16 protein-coding genes and 1 pseudogene are annotated in these 16,300 nt (G+C 59.7%); 11 read left to right on the forward strand and 6 right to left on the reverse strand.

The genetic code is table 11. From position 1 onward, the window contains the following. The first annotated feature begins 3 nt into the window (after nucleotides 1-3). Both lpdA and AC1RPZ_RS13280 read left to right on the forward strand, forming a co-directional pair. Nucleotides 4-1,389, forward strand: coding sequence for a dihydrolipoyl dehydrogenase (gene lpdA, locus AC1RPZ_RS13275; protein WP_493137501.1), 1,386 nt, complete (start codon nucleotides 4-6; stop codon nucleotides 1,387-1,389). 157 nt (nucleotides 1,390-1,546) lie between these two features. After that, nucleotides 1,547-2,566, forward strand: coding sequence for a branched-chain amino acid aminotransferase (locus AC1RPZ_RS13280; protein WP_493137502.1), 1,020 nt, complete (start codon nucleotides 1,547-1,549; stop codon nucleotides 2,564-2,566). Between the two features lie 164 nt (nucleotides 2,567-2,730). Here the strand turns inward: AC1RPZ_RS13280 and AC1RPZ_RS13285 are convergent, their stop codons facing one another. After that, a complete protein-coding gene (locus tag AC1RPZ_RS13285; RefSeq protein ID WP_493137503.1) occupies nucleotides 2,731-3,645 on the reverse strand; it encodes a LysR substrate-binding domain-containing protein in 915 nt (304 codons plus the stop codon). A 105-nt stretch (nucleotides 3,646-3,750) separates the two neighbouring features. Between AC1RPZ_RS13285 and AC1RPZ_RS13290 the strand changes: the two genes are divergently transcribed. Next, complete coding sequence (locus tag AC1RPZ_RS13290) at nucleotides 3,751-4,359, forward strand: LysE family translocator (RefSeq protein WP_493137504.1); 609 nt, start codon at nucleotides 3,751-3,753, stop codon at nucleotides 4,357-4,359. Nucleotides 4,360-4,372: 13 nt separating this feature from the next. On the opposite strand, the gene AC1RPZ_RS13295 is transcribed toward AC1RPZ_RS13290, so the two are convergent. Beyond that, complete coding sequence (locus AC1RPZ_RS13295; RefSeq protein ID WP_493137506.1) at nucleotides 4,373-5,143, reverse strand: ArsR/SmtB family transcription factor; 771 nt, start codon at nucleotides 5,141-5,143, stop codon at nucleotides 4,373-4,375. 81 nt (nucleotides 5,144-5,224) lie between these two features. On the opposite strand from AC1RPZ_RS13295, the gene AC1RPZ_RS13300 reads away from it, so the two are divergent. The 3 genes from AC1RPZ_RS13300 (at nucleotide 5,225) to AC1RPZ_RS13310 (ending at nucleotide 7,951) form a co-directional block, all read left to right on the forward strand. Next, complete coding sequence (locus AC1RPZ_RS13300) at nucleotides 5,225-6,343, forward strand: cytochrome P450 (protein WP_493137507.1); 1,119 nt, start codon at nucleotides 5,225-5,227, stop codon at nucleotides 6,341-6,343. A 136-nt stretch (nucleotides 6,344-6,479) separates the two neighbouring features. Beyond that, a complete protein-coding gene (locus tag AC1RPZ_RS13305) occupies nucleotides 6,480-7,724 on the forward strand; it encodes an alkaline phosphatase family protein (RefSeq protein ID WP_493137508.1) in 1,245 nt (414 codons plus the stop codon). Then, on the forward strand, nucleotides 7,721-7,951 hold the full coding sequence (locus AC1RPZ_RS13310; protein ID WP_493137509.1) for a hypothetical protein: 231 nt from the start codon (nucleotides 7,721-7,723) through the stop codon (nucleotides 7,949-7,951). Before AC1RPZ_RS13305 ends, AC1RPZ_RS13310 begins: the two co-directional genes overlap by 4 nt. Before the next feature lie 134 nt (nucleotides 7,952-8,085). On the opposite strand, the pseudogene AC1RPZ_RS13315 reads toward AC1RPZ_RS13310, so the two are convergent. Continuing rightward, nucleotides 8,086-8,244: pseudogene (locus AC1RPZ_RS13315) on the reverse strand (FKBP-type peptidyl-prolyl cis-trans isomerase); the annotation flags it as partial. Between the two features lie 140 nt (nucleotides 8,245-8,384). Here AC1RPZ_RS13315 and AC1RPZ_RS13320 point away from each other — a divergent pair. Beyond that, nucleotides 8,385-8,720 carry a hypothetical protein gene (locus AC1RPZ_RS13320; protein WP_493137510.1) on the forward strand — a complete coding sequence of 112 codons (336 nt, stop codon included), beginning with the start codon at nucleotides 8,385-8,387 and terminating at the stop codon, nucleotides 8,718-8,720. Nucleotides 8,721-8,746: 26 nt separating this feature from the next. Here AC1RPZ_RS13320 and AC1RPZ_RS13325 read toward each other — a convergent pair whose 3' ends face one another. Beyond that, on the reverse strand, nucleotides 8,747-9,085 hold the full coding sequence (locus AC1RPZ_RS13325) for an FKBP-type peptidyl-prolyl cis-trans isomerase (protein WP_493137511.1): 339 nt from the start codon (nucleotides 9,083-9,085) through the stop codon (nucleotides 8,747-8,749). A gap of 100 nt (nucleotides 9,086-9,185) precedes the next feature. Then, nucleotides 9,186-9,494 (reverse strand): RcnB family protein, encoded by a 309-nt coding sequence (locus AC1RPZ_RS13330; RefSeq protein ID WP_493137512.1) that lies wholly within the window; start codon nucleotides 9,492-9,494, stop codon nucleotides 9,186-9,188. A gap of 242 nt (nucleotides 9,495-9,736) precedes the next feature. Here AC1RPZ_RS13330 and AC1RPZ_RS13335 point away from each other — a divergent pair, with 242 nt between their 5' ends. Together AC1RPZ_RS13335 and AC1RPZ_RS13340 are read left to right on the forward strand one after the other, a co-directional pair. After that, nucleotides 9,737-11,041 carry an MFS transporter gene (locus tag AC1RPZ_RS13335; protein WP_493137513.1) on the forward strand — a complete coding sequence of 435 codons (1,305 nt, stop codon included), beginning with the start codon at nucleotides 9,737-9,739 and terminating at the stop codon, nucleotides 11,039-11,041. A 25-nt stretch (nucleotides 11,042-11,066) separates the two neighbouring features. After that, entirely contained in the window at nucleotides 11,067-11,843 is a 777-nt protein-coding gene (locus tag AC1RPZ_RS13340; RefSeq protein ID WP_493137514.1) for a substrate-binding domain-containing protein, read from the forward strand. A 14-nt stretch (nucleotides 11,844-11,857) separates the two neighbouring features. Here the strand turns inward: AC1RPZ_RS13340 and AC1RPZ_RS13345 are convergent, their stop codons facing one another. Continuing rightward, a complete protein-coding gene (locus AC1RPZ_RS13345) occupies nucleotides 11,858-12,787 on the reverse strand; it encodes a LysR family transcriptional regulator (RefSeq protein WP_493137515.1) in 930 nt (309 codons plus the stop codon). A 195-nt stretch (nucleotides 12,788-12,982) separates the two neighbouring features. On the opposite strand from AC1RPZ_RS13345, the gene AC1RPZ_RS13350 reads away from it, so the two are divergent. Both AC1RPZ_RS13350 and AC1RPZ_RS13355 read left to right on the forward strand, forming a co-directional pair. Continuing rightward, nucleotides 12,983-14,791 carry a monovalent cation:proton antiporter-2 (CPA2) family protein gene (locus AC1RPZ_RS13350; RefSeq protein WP_493137516.1) on the forward strand — a complete coding sequence of 603 codons (1,809 nt, stop codon included), beginning with the start codon at nucleotides 12,983-12,985 and terminating at the stop codon, nucleotides 14,789-14,791. A 79-nt stretch (nucleotides 14,792-14,870) separates the two neighbouring features. Further along, nucleotides 14,871-15,974 (forward strand): DNA alkylation repair protein, encoded by a 1,104-nt coding sequence (locus tag AC1RPZ_RS13355; RefSeq protein ID WP_493137517.1) that lies wholly within the window; start codon nucleotides 14,871-14,873, stop codon nucleotides 15,972-15,974. The last annotated feature ends 326 nt before the right edge of the window (nucleotides 15,975-16,300 follow it).

Here is a 16,300-nt window from a genome sequence, read left to right on the forward strand (position 1 = left end):
GGCATGCAACAGACTCTGAACACCACGCTGCTGATCATCGGCGGCGGCCCTGGCGGTTATGTGGCGGCGATCCGCGCAGGTCAGCTGGGCATCAACACCCTTCTGGTAGAAGGCCAGGCGCTGGGCGGCACCTGCCTGAACATTGGCTGCATTCCGTCGAAAGCGCTGATTCATGTGGCCGAACAGTTCCATCAGACTCAACATCACAGCCAGCACTCGGCCCTCGGGATCAACGTTTCGGCGCCAACCCTGAACATCGGCAAAAGCGTCGAGTGGAAGGACGGCATCGTTGATCGCCTGACCACCGGCGTCGCGGCGCTGCTGAAAAAGCACAAGGTCCAGGTCATTCAAGGCTGGGCCAAGGTCATCGACGGCAAAACCGTCGAAGTCGGCGACACCCGTATCCAGTGCGAGCACCTGCTGCTGGCCACCGGTTCGAAAAGCGTCAACCTGCCAATGCTGCCAATTGGCGGACCGATCATCTCCTCCACCGAAGCCCTGGCGCCGAAAAGCGTGCCAAAACGGCTGATCGTGGTGGGCGGCGGCTACATCGGGCTTGAGCTGGGCATTGCCTACCGCAAGCTTGGCGCTGAAGTCAGCGTGGTCGAGGCGCAGGATCGGATTCTGCCGGCCTACGACGCCGAACTGACCCAGCCGGTCAACGAAGCGTTGAAACAACTCGGCGTGAAGCTTTACTTGAAGCACAGCGTCGAAGGCTTTGATTCACAAACAAATACCTTGCAAGTGCGCGACCCGAACGGCGAAACCCTGAACCTGGTCACCGATCAAGTGCTGGTGGCTGTGGGGCGTAAACCCAACACCCAAGGCTGGAACCTTGAAGCCTTGAACCTGGACATGAACGGTTCGGCGATCAAGATCGACAACCGCTGTGCGACCAGCATGCGTAACGTCTGGGCCATCGGTGACCTGAGCGGCGAGCCGATGCTCGCCCACCGCGCCATGGCACAGGGTGAAATGGTCGCCGAGCTGATCTCGGGCAAACACCGCGAGTTCAACCCGACTGCCATCGCCGCCGTGTGCTTTACCGACCCGGAACTGGTGGTGGTCGGCAAGACCCCGGACGACGCCAAGGCCGCAGGCCTGGATTGCATCGTGTCGAGCTTCCCGTTCGCCGCCAATGGTCGGGCGATGACCCTGGAATCGAAAAGCGGCTTCGTGCGGGTGGTCGCACGGCGTGACAATCATCTGATTGTCGGCTGGCAAGCGGTCGGTGTCGGGGTGTCCGAGTTGTCGACGGCGTTCGGCCAGTCCCTGGAAATGGGCGCTCGCCTGGAAGACATCGCCGGCACCATCCACGCGCACCCGACATTGGGTGAAGCGGTGCAGGAAGCGGCGTTGCGAGCATTGGGGCACGCGTTGCATCTGTAACAGCCTCACACTGATCGTTCCCACGCTCGCATGGGAACGATCACAGACCGAAATCCGGGCTGCGATTTAGGTCCGGAATGAAGTATTGTTGTCCCCATCCAGAAAAACGTCAGAAGCCTTGAACCGTTCAGGCGATTGTTAAGTGATAGAGGGTGTCATGGGTAACGAAAGCATCAATTGGGACAAGCTGGGTTTTGACTACATCAAGACAGACAAGCGTTATCTGTCGTACTGGCGCAACGGTTCCTGGGACAAAGGCACCTTGACCTCCGACAATGTGCTGCACATCAGCGAAGGCTCGACCGCCCTGCACTACGGCCAGCAATGCTTCGAAGGCATGAAGGCCTATCGTTGCAAGGACGGCTCGATCAACCTGTTCCGCCCCGACCAGAACGCCCTGCGCATGCAGCGCAGTTGCGCTCGCTTGCTGATGCCACCAGTGGCAACCGAAGATTTCATCGAAGCCTGCAAGGCCGTGGTCCGTGCCAACGAGCGTTTCATTCCGCCGTACGGCACTGGCGGCGCGCTGTACCTGCGTCCGTTCGTGATTGGCGTGGGTGACAACATCGGCGTGCGTACCGCTCCCGAGTTCCTCTTCTCGATCTTCTGCATCCCGGTCGGCGCCTACTTCAAGGGTGGCCTGACCCCGCACAATTTCCTGATCTCCAGCTACGACCGCGCGGCGCCACAAGGCACCGGCGCTGCCAAGGTCGGTGGCAACTACGCTGCCAGCCTGATGCCCGGCTCCGAGGCCAAGAAGGCGCACTTCGCCGACTGCATCTACCTGGACCCGATGACCCATACGAAGATCGAAGAAGTCGGCTCGGCCAACTTCTTCGGTATCACCCACGACAACACCTTCGTCACGCCGAAATCCCCTTCGGTGTTGCCAGGTATCACCCGCCTGTCACTGATCGAACTGGCAAAAAGTCGTCTGGGTATGGAAGTCATTGAAGGCGACGTGTTCATCGACAAGATCGGCGACTTCAAGGAAGCCGGCGCCTGCGGTACTGCTGCAGTGATCACGCCAATCGGCGGCATCGAGTACAACGGCAAACTGCACGTGTTCCACAGCGAAACCGAAGTCGGCCCGGTCACCCAGAAGCTCTACAAAGAGCTGACCGGTGTGCAGACTGGCGACATCGAGGCGCCAGAGGGCTGGATCGTCAAGGTCTGATCCAGCGCTTGCAGCACTAAAAAGCCCACCCATCGCTAACGCGGTGGGTGGGCTTTGGATTTTCAGCGCCAGTGAAAGCGTCAAGATCGCAGCCTTCGGCAGCTCCTACATGTATACCTTGCGCCGTAGGAGCTGCCGAAGGCTTCGATCTTTTGATCTTAAAATCACCCTGCAATCAATCGCCCTACCTCACCGGCATCTACTTCGATCCAGGCAAACAACCACTCCAGAAGCACCTGAGTCTGCGCCGTCACATCCGGCGCAACACCGTAGTAATAACGCGGCAACGGCATCCGCAGTTCGGGCAACGGGCAGATCAGGCGGCCGCTCGACACGTCACTGCCCAGCAAGGAGGCCGGACACAAGGCAACGCCCTGTCCCTCCACAGCAGCCTCAAGCACCGGATGCATATGATCGAACTGCAGCGTCGTCTGAGTCGCTGACTGCGTTTCGCCAAACAGCAGGGCCCAGTTGTGCCAGTCCTCGCGACGTGTCTTGGCGGTCAGCAAGGTATGTCGGCTGAGGGCGTTCAAGTCGTCGAGCGGTAGGCGCTTGATCAGCGATGGCGCCGCGACCAGCAGCAGTTCGTCTTCGAATAGTACCTGCGCGTGAATGTCGGGCGCCCAGCCGTCGCGACCACGTCGAATAACAATGTCGAACCCGTCTCGTGCGTGATCCGGCGCCAGAGTGGAAGTGACCACCTGCGCTTTGATGTCCGGGTACAGCGCCATGAAATCCGCCAGCCTAGGCGTCAGCCAGCGCAGGGCAAAGGTCGGGCGAACGTTGATCTTCACCGTACGCAACGAGGCCTGTTGTTTGAGTGCCGCTGCGGCGTTGGCAATCTGTGACAAGCCCGCGCTGACCTGTTCGAAGAAGCTCTGACCTGCCGGCGTCAGCACCGATTGCCGGATACGCCGCTCGAACAGCAGCACGCCCAAGTGTTCCTCAAGCAATTTGATATGCCGACTGACGGCACTATGACTGACATGCAGCTCCTCGGCCGCGAGACTGAAGCTCTGATGACGAGCAGCGACCGCGAAAGCGCGAACAGCGTTCAAGGGGGGGAGTTGATTAATCATGCGTCTAATTTAGTCACATATGCCGTGCAATTAAAGCGTTTGTCACGCCCTCCTCCTCACGCCACTCTGCGAGCACGCAACCGGCGTCACCTGATGGAGTGAGAGATGAATAGCTACGGACTATTTTTACTGTTTGCCACTTTGACCATTCTCAGCCCAGGGCCTGGCGTGGTTCTGACGCTGACCAACGCGCTGCGCCATGGCTGGACCGGCGCACTGCCGGGTATCCTGGGCATTGCTCTGGGAGCCTTTGTCGTTGCCGGGATCAGCGCAACCAGCGTTGGCCTGATTCTGGCGACCTCCGCGAGCGCGTTCACCGCTCTGAAATATGCTGGCGCGGCGTACCTCTTGTACCTGGGCTACAAAAGCTGGCGCACCGATCGTTTCATCCCTGAGCGTGAAGTGAACTCGTCCAGCCCTGGGTATCGCTTCGTCGAAGCGGCATCGCTCCAGTTGTTGAACCCAAAAGCCGTGTTCTTCTTTCTCGCGGTGTTTCCACAGTTCATCGACACCTCGGCGCACTACTACAGCCAGTTTTTTACCCTGGTCAGCTCCTACAGCGTGCTGGTGATCGTGATTCACGGCAGCTATGCCCTGCTCGCCAATGCGGCTAAAGGCTGGCTGTCGAGTCAAAAAGGTTCCTGGCTGGCCGCGAAGGTGTCAGGCGTCACCTTCGCCGGCTTCGGCGTGCTCATGGCCTCGGCGAGCCGATAGCGAACACCCGCCGCTATGGCGAAGGGCTGGCGACCGAGCGATTTTTTGGCTCAGTAGCACCACGCAGTTCCACCTTCGCCAGAGCCGGCAGTTCAACCGCGAACCTGGCCGAGAGCTCTTTGCGTCCGGTCGCCGTCAACGCCAGCGCCCGGCTGTCCAGGTCCTGCGTCAGCCATTTGCGCTTGATCGCCGTTTGCAGCAACGCCGCGCCCAATGATCCGCCGAGGTGCGGCCGACGCATGCTCCAGTCGAGACAGGAACAGGCAAAACGTCGGCGCAGACTGCTCAAGGATTTCACGTCGATGCCTAGCCCATCGAAAAAACGCTCACCGGTTTCGCTCAGCGCGTACTGCTGATCACCCAGCTCCGACATTGCCAACCAACCTGCTTCCAGCATCCGGTCGTGCAGCAACACCGCCAACGTGCCGGCCATGTGGTCGTAGCAGGTGCGGGCGAATTGCAGGCGATCGGGTGTGCGCGGACTGAACGTCGGCGCGGCGTTCTGGCCGATCACCATCAGCGCTTCCAGGGCCTGAGCGACCCGTTGATCCGCCAGGCTGTAATAACGATGGCGACCCTGAACATGCAGCCGCACCAAGGCGAGTTCCTTGAGTTTCGCCAGATGGGCGCTGGCCGTGGAGGCGCTGACGTCGGCGATCACTGCCAGTTCGGTACTCGTGCGCGCGTGGCCGTCCATCAGTGAGCAGAGGATTTTCGTCCGGGCCGGCTCGGCAATCGCCGCCGCCACTTGCGATACGCCGATGTCGTGTTGTTCAACGTTCATATTTCGCTCCCGGACGAATCGTGGCCCTTTCGGAGTGGAGATAGTAGCAACACTTTCCTCCGACGAATAAGGCAGCGCCTCATGAACCCGATCATTGCCGCGACCCATACCGATCCCTACCCTTATTACGCCAGCCTGCGGGCCGATGGCGGCCTTTCATTTCATCAGGGACTGGGTTTGTGGGTAGCCAGCAGCGCCCAGGCCGTTGCCGCCGTGCTGGCTCATCCCGACTGCAAGGTCCGGCCGACCCACGAACCGGTGCCCAACGCCATTGCGCAGGGTTACGCCGGCAAGGTGTTTGGCCGGTTGATGCGAATGAACGACGGCGAACGCCAGCGCTGCCCGAGGTCGGCCATACAGCCCGGACTGGAAGTGATCGACACCGATGAGGTCAACGCACGGGTCCGCGCCCGATTGATCAGTCTGTCCGCCGACGGGCTGCACAAGGCAATGTTCATGGGCCCGGTTTGCGTGGTCGCCTCGCTGCTCGGATTTACTCCAGCAGAAGGTCGAACCCTCAGCGAACTGACGGCTGATTTCGTCGCGTGCCTGTCGCCCTTGAGCAGCCCGGCCCAACTGGACACAGCCCATGCAGCGGCGGAACACCTGAACGGTTACTTCGTAGAACGCCTCAGCGCACAGGACCACCAAAGCCCTCTACTTGAAGGGATTCGCCAACGCCTGACAGACCACGAAACCCTACTCGCCAACCTGATAGGCCTGCTCTCCCAGACCTTTGAGGCCACCGCCGGATTGATCGGCAACACTGTGCTGGCGTTGATCCGCAACCCGCACCTCAAGGGTGAACTGCAGCGCTATCCGGCGCGGGTCAAAGACCTGTTGGCGGAAGTCCAACGCCATGATCCTTCGGTCCAGAACACCCGTCGCTTCGTGAGCGCGCCTTGTGAAATCCACGGCGTGAGTCTCAAGCCCGGCGATGTCATTCTGGTGCTGCTGGCCTCGGCCAACCGCGACCCACAACTCAACGACAACCCGGACGCCTTGATCCTCGACCGCCCGGCCCGCCGCAGCTTCACCTTCGGCGCCGGTCGCCACCAGTGCCCCGGCCAGACTCTCGCCTCGAGCATCGCCAGCGCCACGCTCAGCGAACTCCTCACGCACAACGGCGCGCTGGATCAGCTTGCCTGGGAGTACCGTCCGTCACTGAACGGGCGTATTCCGGTGTTTCGCGGGCTGTAGGAGCTTCAGTCACGACTACAATCCTAAACAAACGCGCTATCCATTCTTAAAGGCACATTTGATCGTTCTGCACCTCACGTCAGAGTGCGGTCGTAGCCGCGCTAGAACAGCAACATCCAGCAAAGGGAGAGGCTTGATGAGCGCAAACACCACGACCACACAAGCGAACGCGGCCAGCATTCAGCACGTGTTCGTATTGATGCTGGAGAACAGGTCTTTCGACCACATGTTCGCGTTATCCGGTATACCGGGTATCAACGCTGCGACGTCAGCAAACATCAATGTTTATGGTGGCAAGCAATACCCGTTTGGGGGCGGCGCCCCCGAGCAGATGCCAACCGGTCCAGGGCACGAATTTACCGACGTCGTCGAGCAGCTATGCGGGCCAGGTGTCCAGTTCCAGCGGGACAAGGCTTACCCGCCAATTAACAACTCCGGCTATGTGTCTAACTACGCGACGACACACACTGAAGGCGAACCACCGCAGCTCGCTGATGTTGGCAAAGTCATCCTCGGTATCGACACGAAGACACAAGCGCCGGCACTCTTCCAACTGGCAAGCGAATTCGTGCTGTGCGACTGCTGGCACTCTTCGATGCCGGGGCCAACATGGCCGAATCGGTATTTCCTTCACGGCGCGTCGTCGGCGGGTCTTGATCATTCGCCAAGCTCCCCGGAAATGGCCGAGTGGGAAGGCTCGGATGGGTTCTGTTACCCAAAGGGCTCGATCTTCGACGCTCTCGGCAAGGGAAGTTACCGTCTTTACCAGGACGAGTTCGGGCCGGACTTTGGTCGTGTGCCCCAAGTCGCTTCATTGAAAGGAATCAGCCCCTTCGACGTTGATAACCTGGCGCACCTTGAAAAGGACCTCGCCGCGGGCTATTCGGCGAAATACACATTCATCGAACCGAGCTATGGCGACAGCACCAATGGCTCCTACGAGGGCGGAAGCTCGCAGCACCCCATGGACAGCCTTGCACAAGGCGATGCTTTGGTTGCACGTGTCTACAGCACGATACGCAACTCGCCGGTCTGGAATAACAGCTTGTTGGTCATCCTCTACGATGAGCATGGCGGCTTTTACGACTCCGCAACACCCAGAAGTGCACCTCCGCCGAATGATGGCGCGGGTCTATCCCTGAACAAGTATGGTTTCAAATTTGACACTTACGGTGTGCGCGTACCGGCGATCATAGTCTCCCCTTGGGTGGAGAAAGGGCTAGTCGACCATACCTTGTATGACCACAGCTCAGTGCTGGCGACCATTGAGGCGTTTTTTGACATTGCTCCCCTCACCGATAGAGATCGAAAGGCGTCGACGCTATCGTCCTTGATCACCGGTGTTTGTCGTAATGATTGCCCACAAGGAGTTGGGAAATGAGTGTGACACTTTCAAATTCACGCAACGATGAGCCGTTGCGCGATGGCACTAACTTGATGGCCTTTCTGTATGTATTGAAAAAGGCTCACCGTTCACTTGTCGGCAAGGACGATGCGCATAAGCGATTTTCGGAAATCAAGACACCGGCACACGCCAGGAAATACATCGCCGAGCTGATGCCGCAGCTGCTGGAAGAGCGGGAAAAGTGTCGAACCACACGACGGTAGCTATGCATGGCGACCGGCAGCCATATCGAACGCTCGCGGGGCACCTTCGCCGATTTACCTGACGTGGTGCCCCGTAAATGCCTGTAGCGGCGTCCTCAAGCGTTGCGATATTCAACGGTCTGGCGTAACAGCGGTCAGTCGTCGCGCGTCAGCACTTCGAGCAATTCAATCTCGAAAATCAGATTGGAGTTGGGCGTGATGGCGCCCATCGAGCGCTCACCGTAGGCCAGGTGCGCTGGCACCAGCAATTTGCGCTTACCGCCGGCCTTCATTCCCACCAGGCCCTGATCCCAGCTATTTCATATGCAAGCCTCTCAGACCTATCGGATCACGGTCACGTAAGACCGTGGGATAAACTCCATCAGGACATGAAAAATGCTCTGATCAAAACTGGAACGGTCGATAACAAAGGCAACATTCAGGGAGTAAAAAAGTGAGCTTGCTCTATCAAGATCCATCTATGAACCACGACAAGGCGGCCTCCCTTCTTGCTGGAGGAAATGAGGCGGACGTTATCGCAGCACTGATTTCCATCGGCCTCAACGAGCCGGACAGCGTGTGGGCTCAGAACACTTGTCTGCACTATTTGAACAACGAGAGTGAAAACGTTGCATCAGCGGCCATCACAGCCCTTGGTCATGTGGCGCGCCGACACGGTCAGCTGGAGGTAGAGAAGGTACTCACAGCCTTTGAGCTAGCAAAGGCGCGATTCCCCTCTCTTGAACCCGTCATCTCGGACACCCTTGACGATATCGAGCTATTTATCTAAGAACCGTTGACCGCGCCACGAATCGGTCAGTCGTCGCGCGTCAACACTTCGAGCAATTCAATCTCGAAAATCAGATTGGAATTGGGTGTGATGGCGCCCATCGAGCGCTCACCGTAGGCCAGGTGCGCTGGCACCAGCAATTTGCGCTTACCGCCAACCTTCATGCCCATCAAGCCCTGATCCCAGCCCTTGATCACTCGGCCGGTGCCGATCACGCATTGAAAAGGTTTACCGCGATCCCAGGAAGAATCGAACGGTGTGCCGTCCTCCAGAAAGCCGCGGTACTGGGTGGTTATCAAGGCGCCTTTGACGGCCGCTTTGCCATCGCCCACTTCAAGGTCGATGACCTGCAATTCTTCGTTCATTACTGCTCTCTCATTAGCGATGACCCCAAACACGGACCGCGTTTTCTCAGATTTCGCCTTGCAGGGCAATCCTGTTGAAGATGCTGGTGCGGGCAGCGGTTCAACGCTCGATCGGCATGACCGCCAGAATCTGCCCGTTGCCGGTATGCACCAGCATGTACTTGTCGTTGACTTGCACCCATTGGCTCTGGCTTGGCGGGGTTTTCAAGCCGTGACTCTTCCAGTTGACCAAGGCTTTTTCATAGCGTCTGTAGATGTCCGGCGCATGATCGCCGACTTGCAGATTACGCGCATTGATCGGCGAAGCCTGGACGCTGGCTTGCACGGGATCATCGGCCAGGACCATCGGGCAGATAACGACAAGACTCGCCAGTACCGCCATGGCAACCCGTTTTTTTTGATGCAGCATCGGTATTCCTCCAGTGAATTCATGGCACCCGTTCTGGGACCGCGATTGCGTCCAGTCATTCGAAACGCTCACACCTCACTGTAGCGATGATTCCACGATTGACCTTGCCGCACTGATAATCTGCACGCATCAATAGATGTTAAATATGCACTTATCATATCGATCGAGCTGCTCCAGTATCCCGCCCTAATAAGATCCATGCGCCACGTTGCGCATGTCATAAAAAGCGCGGGAGACAAAACATGCAGGCTACAACCCATCCGCCAGCGACATCCGCTCGCAGCAAGGCCAGTGCGATTTTCCGGGTCACCTCGGGCAACTTCCTGGAACAGTTCGACTTCTTCCTCTTCGGCTTCTACGCCACGTATATTGCGGCGGCGTTCTTCCCTGCCAGCAGCGAATTCGCCTCGTTGATGATGACCTTCGCGGTGTTTGGCGCAGGCTTCTTGATGCGCCCGCTCGGCGCGGTGATTCTCGGTGCGTACATCGACGACGTCGGCCGCCGCAAAGGTTTGATCGTCACCCTGTCGATCATGGCCAGCGGCACGATTCTGATTGTGCTGGTGCCCGGCTACGAGACCATCGGCCTGTTCGCCCCGGCGCTGGTGTTGATCGGCCGCCTGCTTCAGGGGTTCTCCGCAGGCGCGGAACTCGGTGGCGTGTCGGTGTACCTGGCGGAAATCGCCACACCGGGCCGCAAGGGTTTCTTCACCAGTTGGCAGTCGGCCAGTCAGCAAGTGGCGATCGTCATTGCTGCCGCGCTGGGCTATGCGCTGAATCAATGGATGCCGGCGACGGTGATTGCCGACTGGGGCTGGCGCATTCCGTTTTTCGTCGGTTGCATGATCGTGCCGTTCATCTTCCTGCTGCGGCGCAATCTCGAAGAAACCGCAGAGTTCACTGCCCGTCGCCACCGCCCAAGCATGCGTCAGGTGTTCGGCACGCTGCTGCAGAACTGGCAGATCGTTATCGCCGGGATGCTGATGGTGGCGTTGACCACCACCGCGTTTTACCTGATCACCGTTTATGCGCCGACCTTCGGCAAAACCGTGCTGCACCTGAGCACTGCCGATGCGTTGCTGGTGACCTTGCTGGTCGGCGTGTCGAACTTTTGCTGGCTGCCACTGGGCGGCGCACTGTCGGACCGCATCGGCCGGCGCCCGGTGTTGCTGGCCATGACGTTGCTGACCTTGGCCACGGCCTATCCGGCGTTGTCGTACCTGGTCCAGGCTCCGAGCTTCATCAACATGCTGCTGGTACTGCTGTGGTTGTCGTTTATCTACGGTTTGTACAACGGTGCAATGGTTGCAGCGCTGACCGAAATCATGCCGGTGGAAGTTCGCGTGGCCGGTTTCTCTCTGGCCTACAGCCTGGCGACAGCGGTATTCGGCGGCTTCACCCCGGCGATTTCGACCTTCTTGATTCAATACTCAGGCGACAAGGCCGCCCCCGGTTACTGGATGAGTTTCGCCGCGCTGTGTGCGTTGTGCGCAACGCTTTACCTATACCGGCGCTCGACCGGTCGTTTGCAAGCCGCCGTGCAATAAGCCAACCCCTGACAGAGAGGTGTCGATGAAAACATTACTGAACCTCGCGGCGCTGACCCTGATCGGCGCCATGGGTCTGAGCAGCGTTGCCCAGGCTGAAGAACTGCGCGTGATGACCTCCGGTGGCTTCACGGCCGCCTACAAAGTGCTCGGTCCGAAGTTCGCCGCCACCACCGGCAACACGCTCGATACGGCGCTCGGCCCGTCGATGGGCAAGGCGCCTGAAGCGATCCCCAACCGGTTGGCCCGTGGCGAGCACGCCGATGTGGTGATCATGGTCGGCTACGCCCTCGATGAGCTGATCAAGCAAGGCAAGGTCTTGCCCGGGTCGCGGGTTGAACTGGCCGATTCGAGGATTGGCCTGGTGGTGCGCGCGGGTGCGGCGAAGCCGGACATCGGCTCGGTCGAGGCGCTGAAGGCGACATTGCTCAATGCCAAATCCGTGGCCTATTCCGACAGCGCCAGCGGTGTGTACATACAGGATCAGCTGTTCAAGCGCCTGGGTATCGAGCCGCAGCTCAAAGCCAAATCGACCATGGTGCCGAAAATCCCGGTGGCTTCTGTGGTTGCCACGGGCGACTACCAACTGGGTTTCCAACAGGTCAGTGAATTGCTCCCGGTGCCCGGTGTGACATTCGTCGGCAAGATTCCGGAATCCGTGCAATCAGTCACACGCTTCGCCGCTGGCATTCCGGTCGGTGCGCAACACCCGGCGCAAGCCAAGGTATTGCTCGACTACCTCGCCTCCCCGGCCGCCCAGCCAGAGGTCACGGCAACCGGACTGGATTCGGTCAGCCGCTAAGCCCGACACCGGCCTCAGACGATCTGCGCTGAGGCCGTTTCTGGCGGTTGGTTGACCTTCATTTCGACGATCAAGCGCTCCAGCTCCAACGCCGCAGGCGTCAACGTCCTCCCCCGGCGTTTGAGCAGGCCGACGCTGCGCATCACTTGCGGGTCGGTCAGTGGCACATGGGTCAGAATCGGGTGGTCATTGCCGGGCATCGCCATCAACGGCACCGCAGCAATACCCAGCCCGGCTTCGACCAGGCCGATCATCGTGGTGACATGTCGAGTTTCGCAGATGCTCTGACGCGCCGGCACGATCCCGCTCAGCGCCTGATCCAGCAGAAAACGGTTGCCCGAAGTCTTGTCGAGGGAGATGTAATCCTGCTTGTACAGCTCGCTCCAGCTCACGCTTGCGCGGTTGGCCAACGCGTGATCACGTCGGCAAGCGACCACATAACGTTCCTGCACCAGCGGTTCGAACTCGACCTCGGCCTCCAGCGTGCCCATGAAACTCAAGCCGAAATCCGCTTCGCCATTGACCACCGCACTTAGTACGTCATGGGCGCTGGAGTCGAGCACCTTGACCTTGATTCGTGGAAATCGCTGATGGTATTGGGCGACCACCCGCGGCATGAAGTAGTAGGCGGCCGACGGCACGCAGGCCACAGTGACGTAGCCCAAACGCGTCGACGCCACATCGCTGATCCCCAGTAACGCCACATCCAGATCATCCAGCAACCGCTCGACACTGGGGGCAAACGCGCGCCCCGCTTGCGTCAGGCTGACCCGGCGAGTGGTGCGCTCAAACAGTTTGACGCCCAGCGCGTCTTCGAGCTTTTCAATCCGTCGACTCAACGCCGGCTGGGAGATGCGCACCGTGTCGGCGGCCTTGCGAAAGCTGCCCTGCTCGACCACCGCGCGAAAAGCCTGCAAGTCATTCAGGTCGAAATTGATGGCCATGATGCCCACTCACCGGCAAACGAATTGATCAGCTTATCCTATGAATGCAACAAATTGATGCAAAATGTAACGCAGCAATCCGCGATAGCCGGCACTCATGACTGACTGATGCCGACCCAGCCTTTATCCTGTCCGCCCTTGTGACCCATGATTGTCCGCAATGTGTGTCGTTCTACGTATTCCCAGGAGTAAGCCATGCCCCATGAAGGCAACCTGTTGCAAGCCGCTGTCGTCTTTCTGTTCGCGGCGGTGCTCACCGTGCCTTTGGCCAAACGCCTGCAATTAGGTGCGGTGTTGGGTTATCTGCTGGCCGGGGTCATCATCGGGCCCTCGGTGCTGGGATTGATCGGCAACCCGCAACGCGTCAGCCATATTTCCGAGCTCGGCGTGGTCTTGCTGCTGTTCATCATTGGCCTTGAGCTGTCGCCGCGACGGCTGTGGGTGATGCGCAAAGCCGTGTTCGGCGTCGGTCTGGCGCAGGTGCTGTTGACCGGTTCGGTGATCGGCGTGCTGGCGTTCTACGTGTTTGGCCAGGCGCTCAACAGTGCGATCGTGCTCGGTCTGGGGCTGGCGTTGTCGTCCACCGCGTTCGGCCTGCAAAGCCTCGCCGAACGCAAGGAACTGACCAGCCCTCACGGGCGGCTGGCGTTTGCCATTCTGCTGTTTCAGGACATCGCGGCGATCCCGCTGATCGCCATGGTGCCGCTGCTCGCCGGCGGTGATCACACCTCCACGGCGGCCGAGAACTTGAACCATGTCCTGCGGGTGCTGGGCAGCATCGCCGTGGTGGTGATCGGTGGTCGTTACCTGTTGCGGCCGGTGTTTCGTGTTGTCGCCAAAACCGGTCTGCCGGAAGTCTCGACCGCCACTGCGCTGCTGGTGGTGATCGGCACTGCGTGGCTGATGGACCTGGTCGGCGTGTCGATGGCGCTTGGTGCATTCCTCGCCGGCTTGCTGCTGGCGGACTCGGAGTACCGCCATGAACTGGAAGCGCAGATCGAACCGTTCAAGGGCCTGCTGCTGGGGCTGTTTTTCATCAGTGTCGGCATGGGCGCCAATATCAGCCTGTTGTTCAGCGCCCCGGCGACGGTGCTGGGCCTGACCCTGCTGCTGATCATGCTCAAACTGCCGCTACTGTTTGTCGTCGGTCGGCTGGCCGGTGGCCTGAGTCGGCTGAGCGCGCTGCGCCTGGGCATCGTGCTGGCGGCGGGTGGTGAGTTTGCGTTCGTGGTGTTCAAGATCGGCCGCGATCAGGGCTTGTTCGACCCACGGATGTACGACCTGCAGGTGCTGACCATCACCCTGTCCATGGCCGTGACACCGCTGTTGCTGCTGATGTGCGGCCGACTGGTGAAATCGAAAATCCAGCCCGTCGCCGTTCCGCCACATTTGCGCGAAATCGACACCGACGCTCCCCGCGTGGTAATCGCCGGAATGGGCCGTATGGGGCAGATCGTCGCGCGGATTCTGCGGGCACAGAAAATCAAATTCGTCGCCCTCGACACCTCGGTTGAAACCATCGAACTGTCCCGCAGTTTTGGCGGCGTGCCAGTGTTCTACGGTGACCCGATGCGCCCGGAGATTCTCAGCGCGGCCAAGGTCGGGCAGGCGGAATTCTTTGTGATTGCCACCGATGACCCGGACACCAACATCAAGACCGCCGAGTTGGTGCACAAGCTCTACCCGCACATGAAAATCATCGCCCGCGCGCGTAACCGTCAGCATGTGCACCGCTTGGTCGACCTCGGTGCCGAGGCGATCCGGGAAACCTATTATTCAAGCCTGGAAATGAGTCGCCGAACCTTGCTCGGTCTGGGCCTGAGCAAGACCCAGGCCGATGCCCGCATCGAAACGTTCAAGCATCACGACGAACAAGTGCTCGAGGCCCAGCACGCGATCTACGATGATGCCGCGAAAGTCATGCAGACCGCCCAGGAAGCCCGGGCTGAACTGGCGCGGCTGTTCGAGGCGGATCAGCTTGAGGAAGAGACGGGCAAACCTTGAACCCCGAAAAGATCGCGCTCCCCGTAGGAGCTGCCGCAGGCTGCGATCTTTTGATCTGAAATGCTGAAAGGAATCCATGATGAGTAGCGCCGACCAATCCTCCCCGGCCCTGAAGGAAATTTTCAACGCCGAGCGCTTGCAACACATCGCCACCGAAATGCGCGCGGTGTACCCGGCGTTCAACGCCAAGGCGTTCCTGAAACGGGCCAATGACGGCCTGGGCGAGTTGTCGGTGATGCAGCGCATGGCACGGGTCGGTGAATGCCTGCACGCGGTGTTGCCGCTGAGCTATGAGCAGACGCTGGAGATCCTGCGCCCGCTTGCACCGCGCCTGAACAGCAGCTTCGTCAGCATGTTCCTGCCCCACTATGTCGCCACTTATGGTGTTCACGCGTTCGAGTTGTCGATGGATGCGCTCAAGTACTTCACCGCGTTCGGATCCTCGGAGTTCGCGATCCGGCATTTCCTGCGCAGCGACTTGGAGCGATCGCTGGCGCTGATGCGCGAATGGTCGCTGGACGGCAACGAACACGTCCGTCGCCTGGCCAGCGAAGGCAGCCGCCCGCGCCTGCCGTGGTCGTTTCGCCTCGAACAGGTACAAGCCGACCCGACGCTGGCCGCAGCAATCCTCGACAACCTCAAGGCCGACAGCAGCCTTTACGTGCGCAAGTCGGTAGCCAATCACCTCAACGACATCACCAAGGACCACCCCGAGTGGGTGCTGAGCCTGATTGAAGGCTGGTCAATGGAAAACCCGCGCACCGCGTGGATCGCCAAACATGCCCTGCGCAGCCTGATCAAACAGGGCAACCAACGGGCACTGGCAATCATCGGCGCTGGCGGTAAACCCGAGGTCCAGATCGATAACCTCAAGGTTGAACCGGCGGTGATCAGTCTCGGCGAGACCATCACGCTCTCGTTCGACCTGCATTCAACCGCCAGCGGCAACCAGCGACTGGTGGTCGATTACGCCATCGACTACGTCAAAGCCTCAGGCGCAACCTCGGCGAAAATCTTCAAACTCAAGGGCCTCACCCTGCCCGCCCACGCCCGCCAAACCCTCAGCCGCGCCCAGCAGATCCGCGAGCTGACCACCCGCAGGCATTACGCGGGCACGCATGCGATACACATCATGGTCAATGGCGAGCGACTGGGAAGCACCGCGTTCGAAATCACCCCGTAATCCCATAGGGACAAGGCTTGCCCGCGATGGCGTCGCCGGCAAGCCATGCTCCCGCAGTTTTGATTGACGTACATCTGTAAGTGAGTGGTCGACTGTCAGGCCGTCATCGCGAGCAAGCTAAGCTCCTACAAAAAAAGGCAACAAGACAAAGCGACACACACCGCCCCCACCACTCAACAGGCCGAGCGTTAGCTCGCCTGCAGCTTTTGACTTTGATCTACCCGCCCCTTCGGGAGGCTGAGTGCAGGCGTTCATCAGGGGGTTGGCGCGCAGCGCCGTACGGCGAAGCCGGACACATCGAGAGGAGGTCGTCGCGCAGCAGACCG

This window comes from Pseudomonas sp. GW822-FHT02D10 (assembly GCF_058802345.1).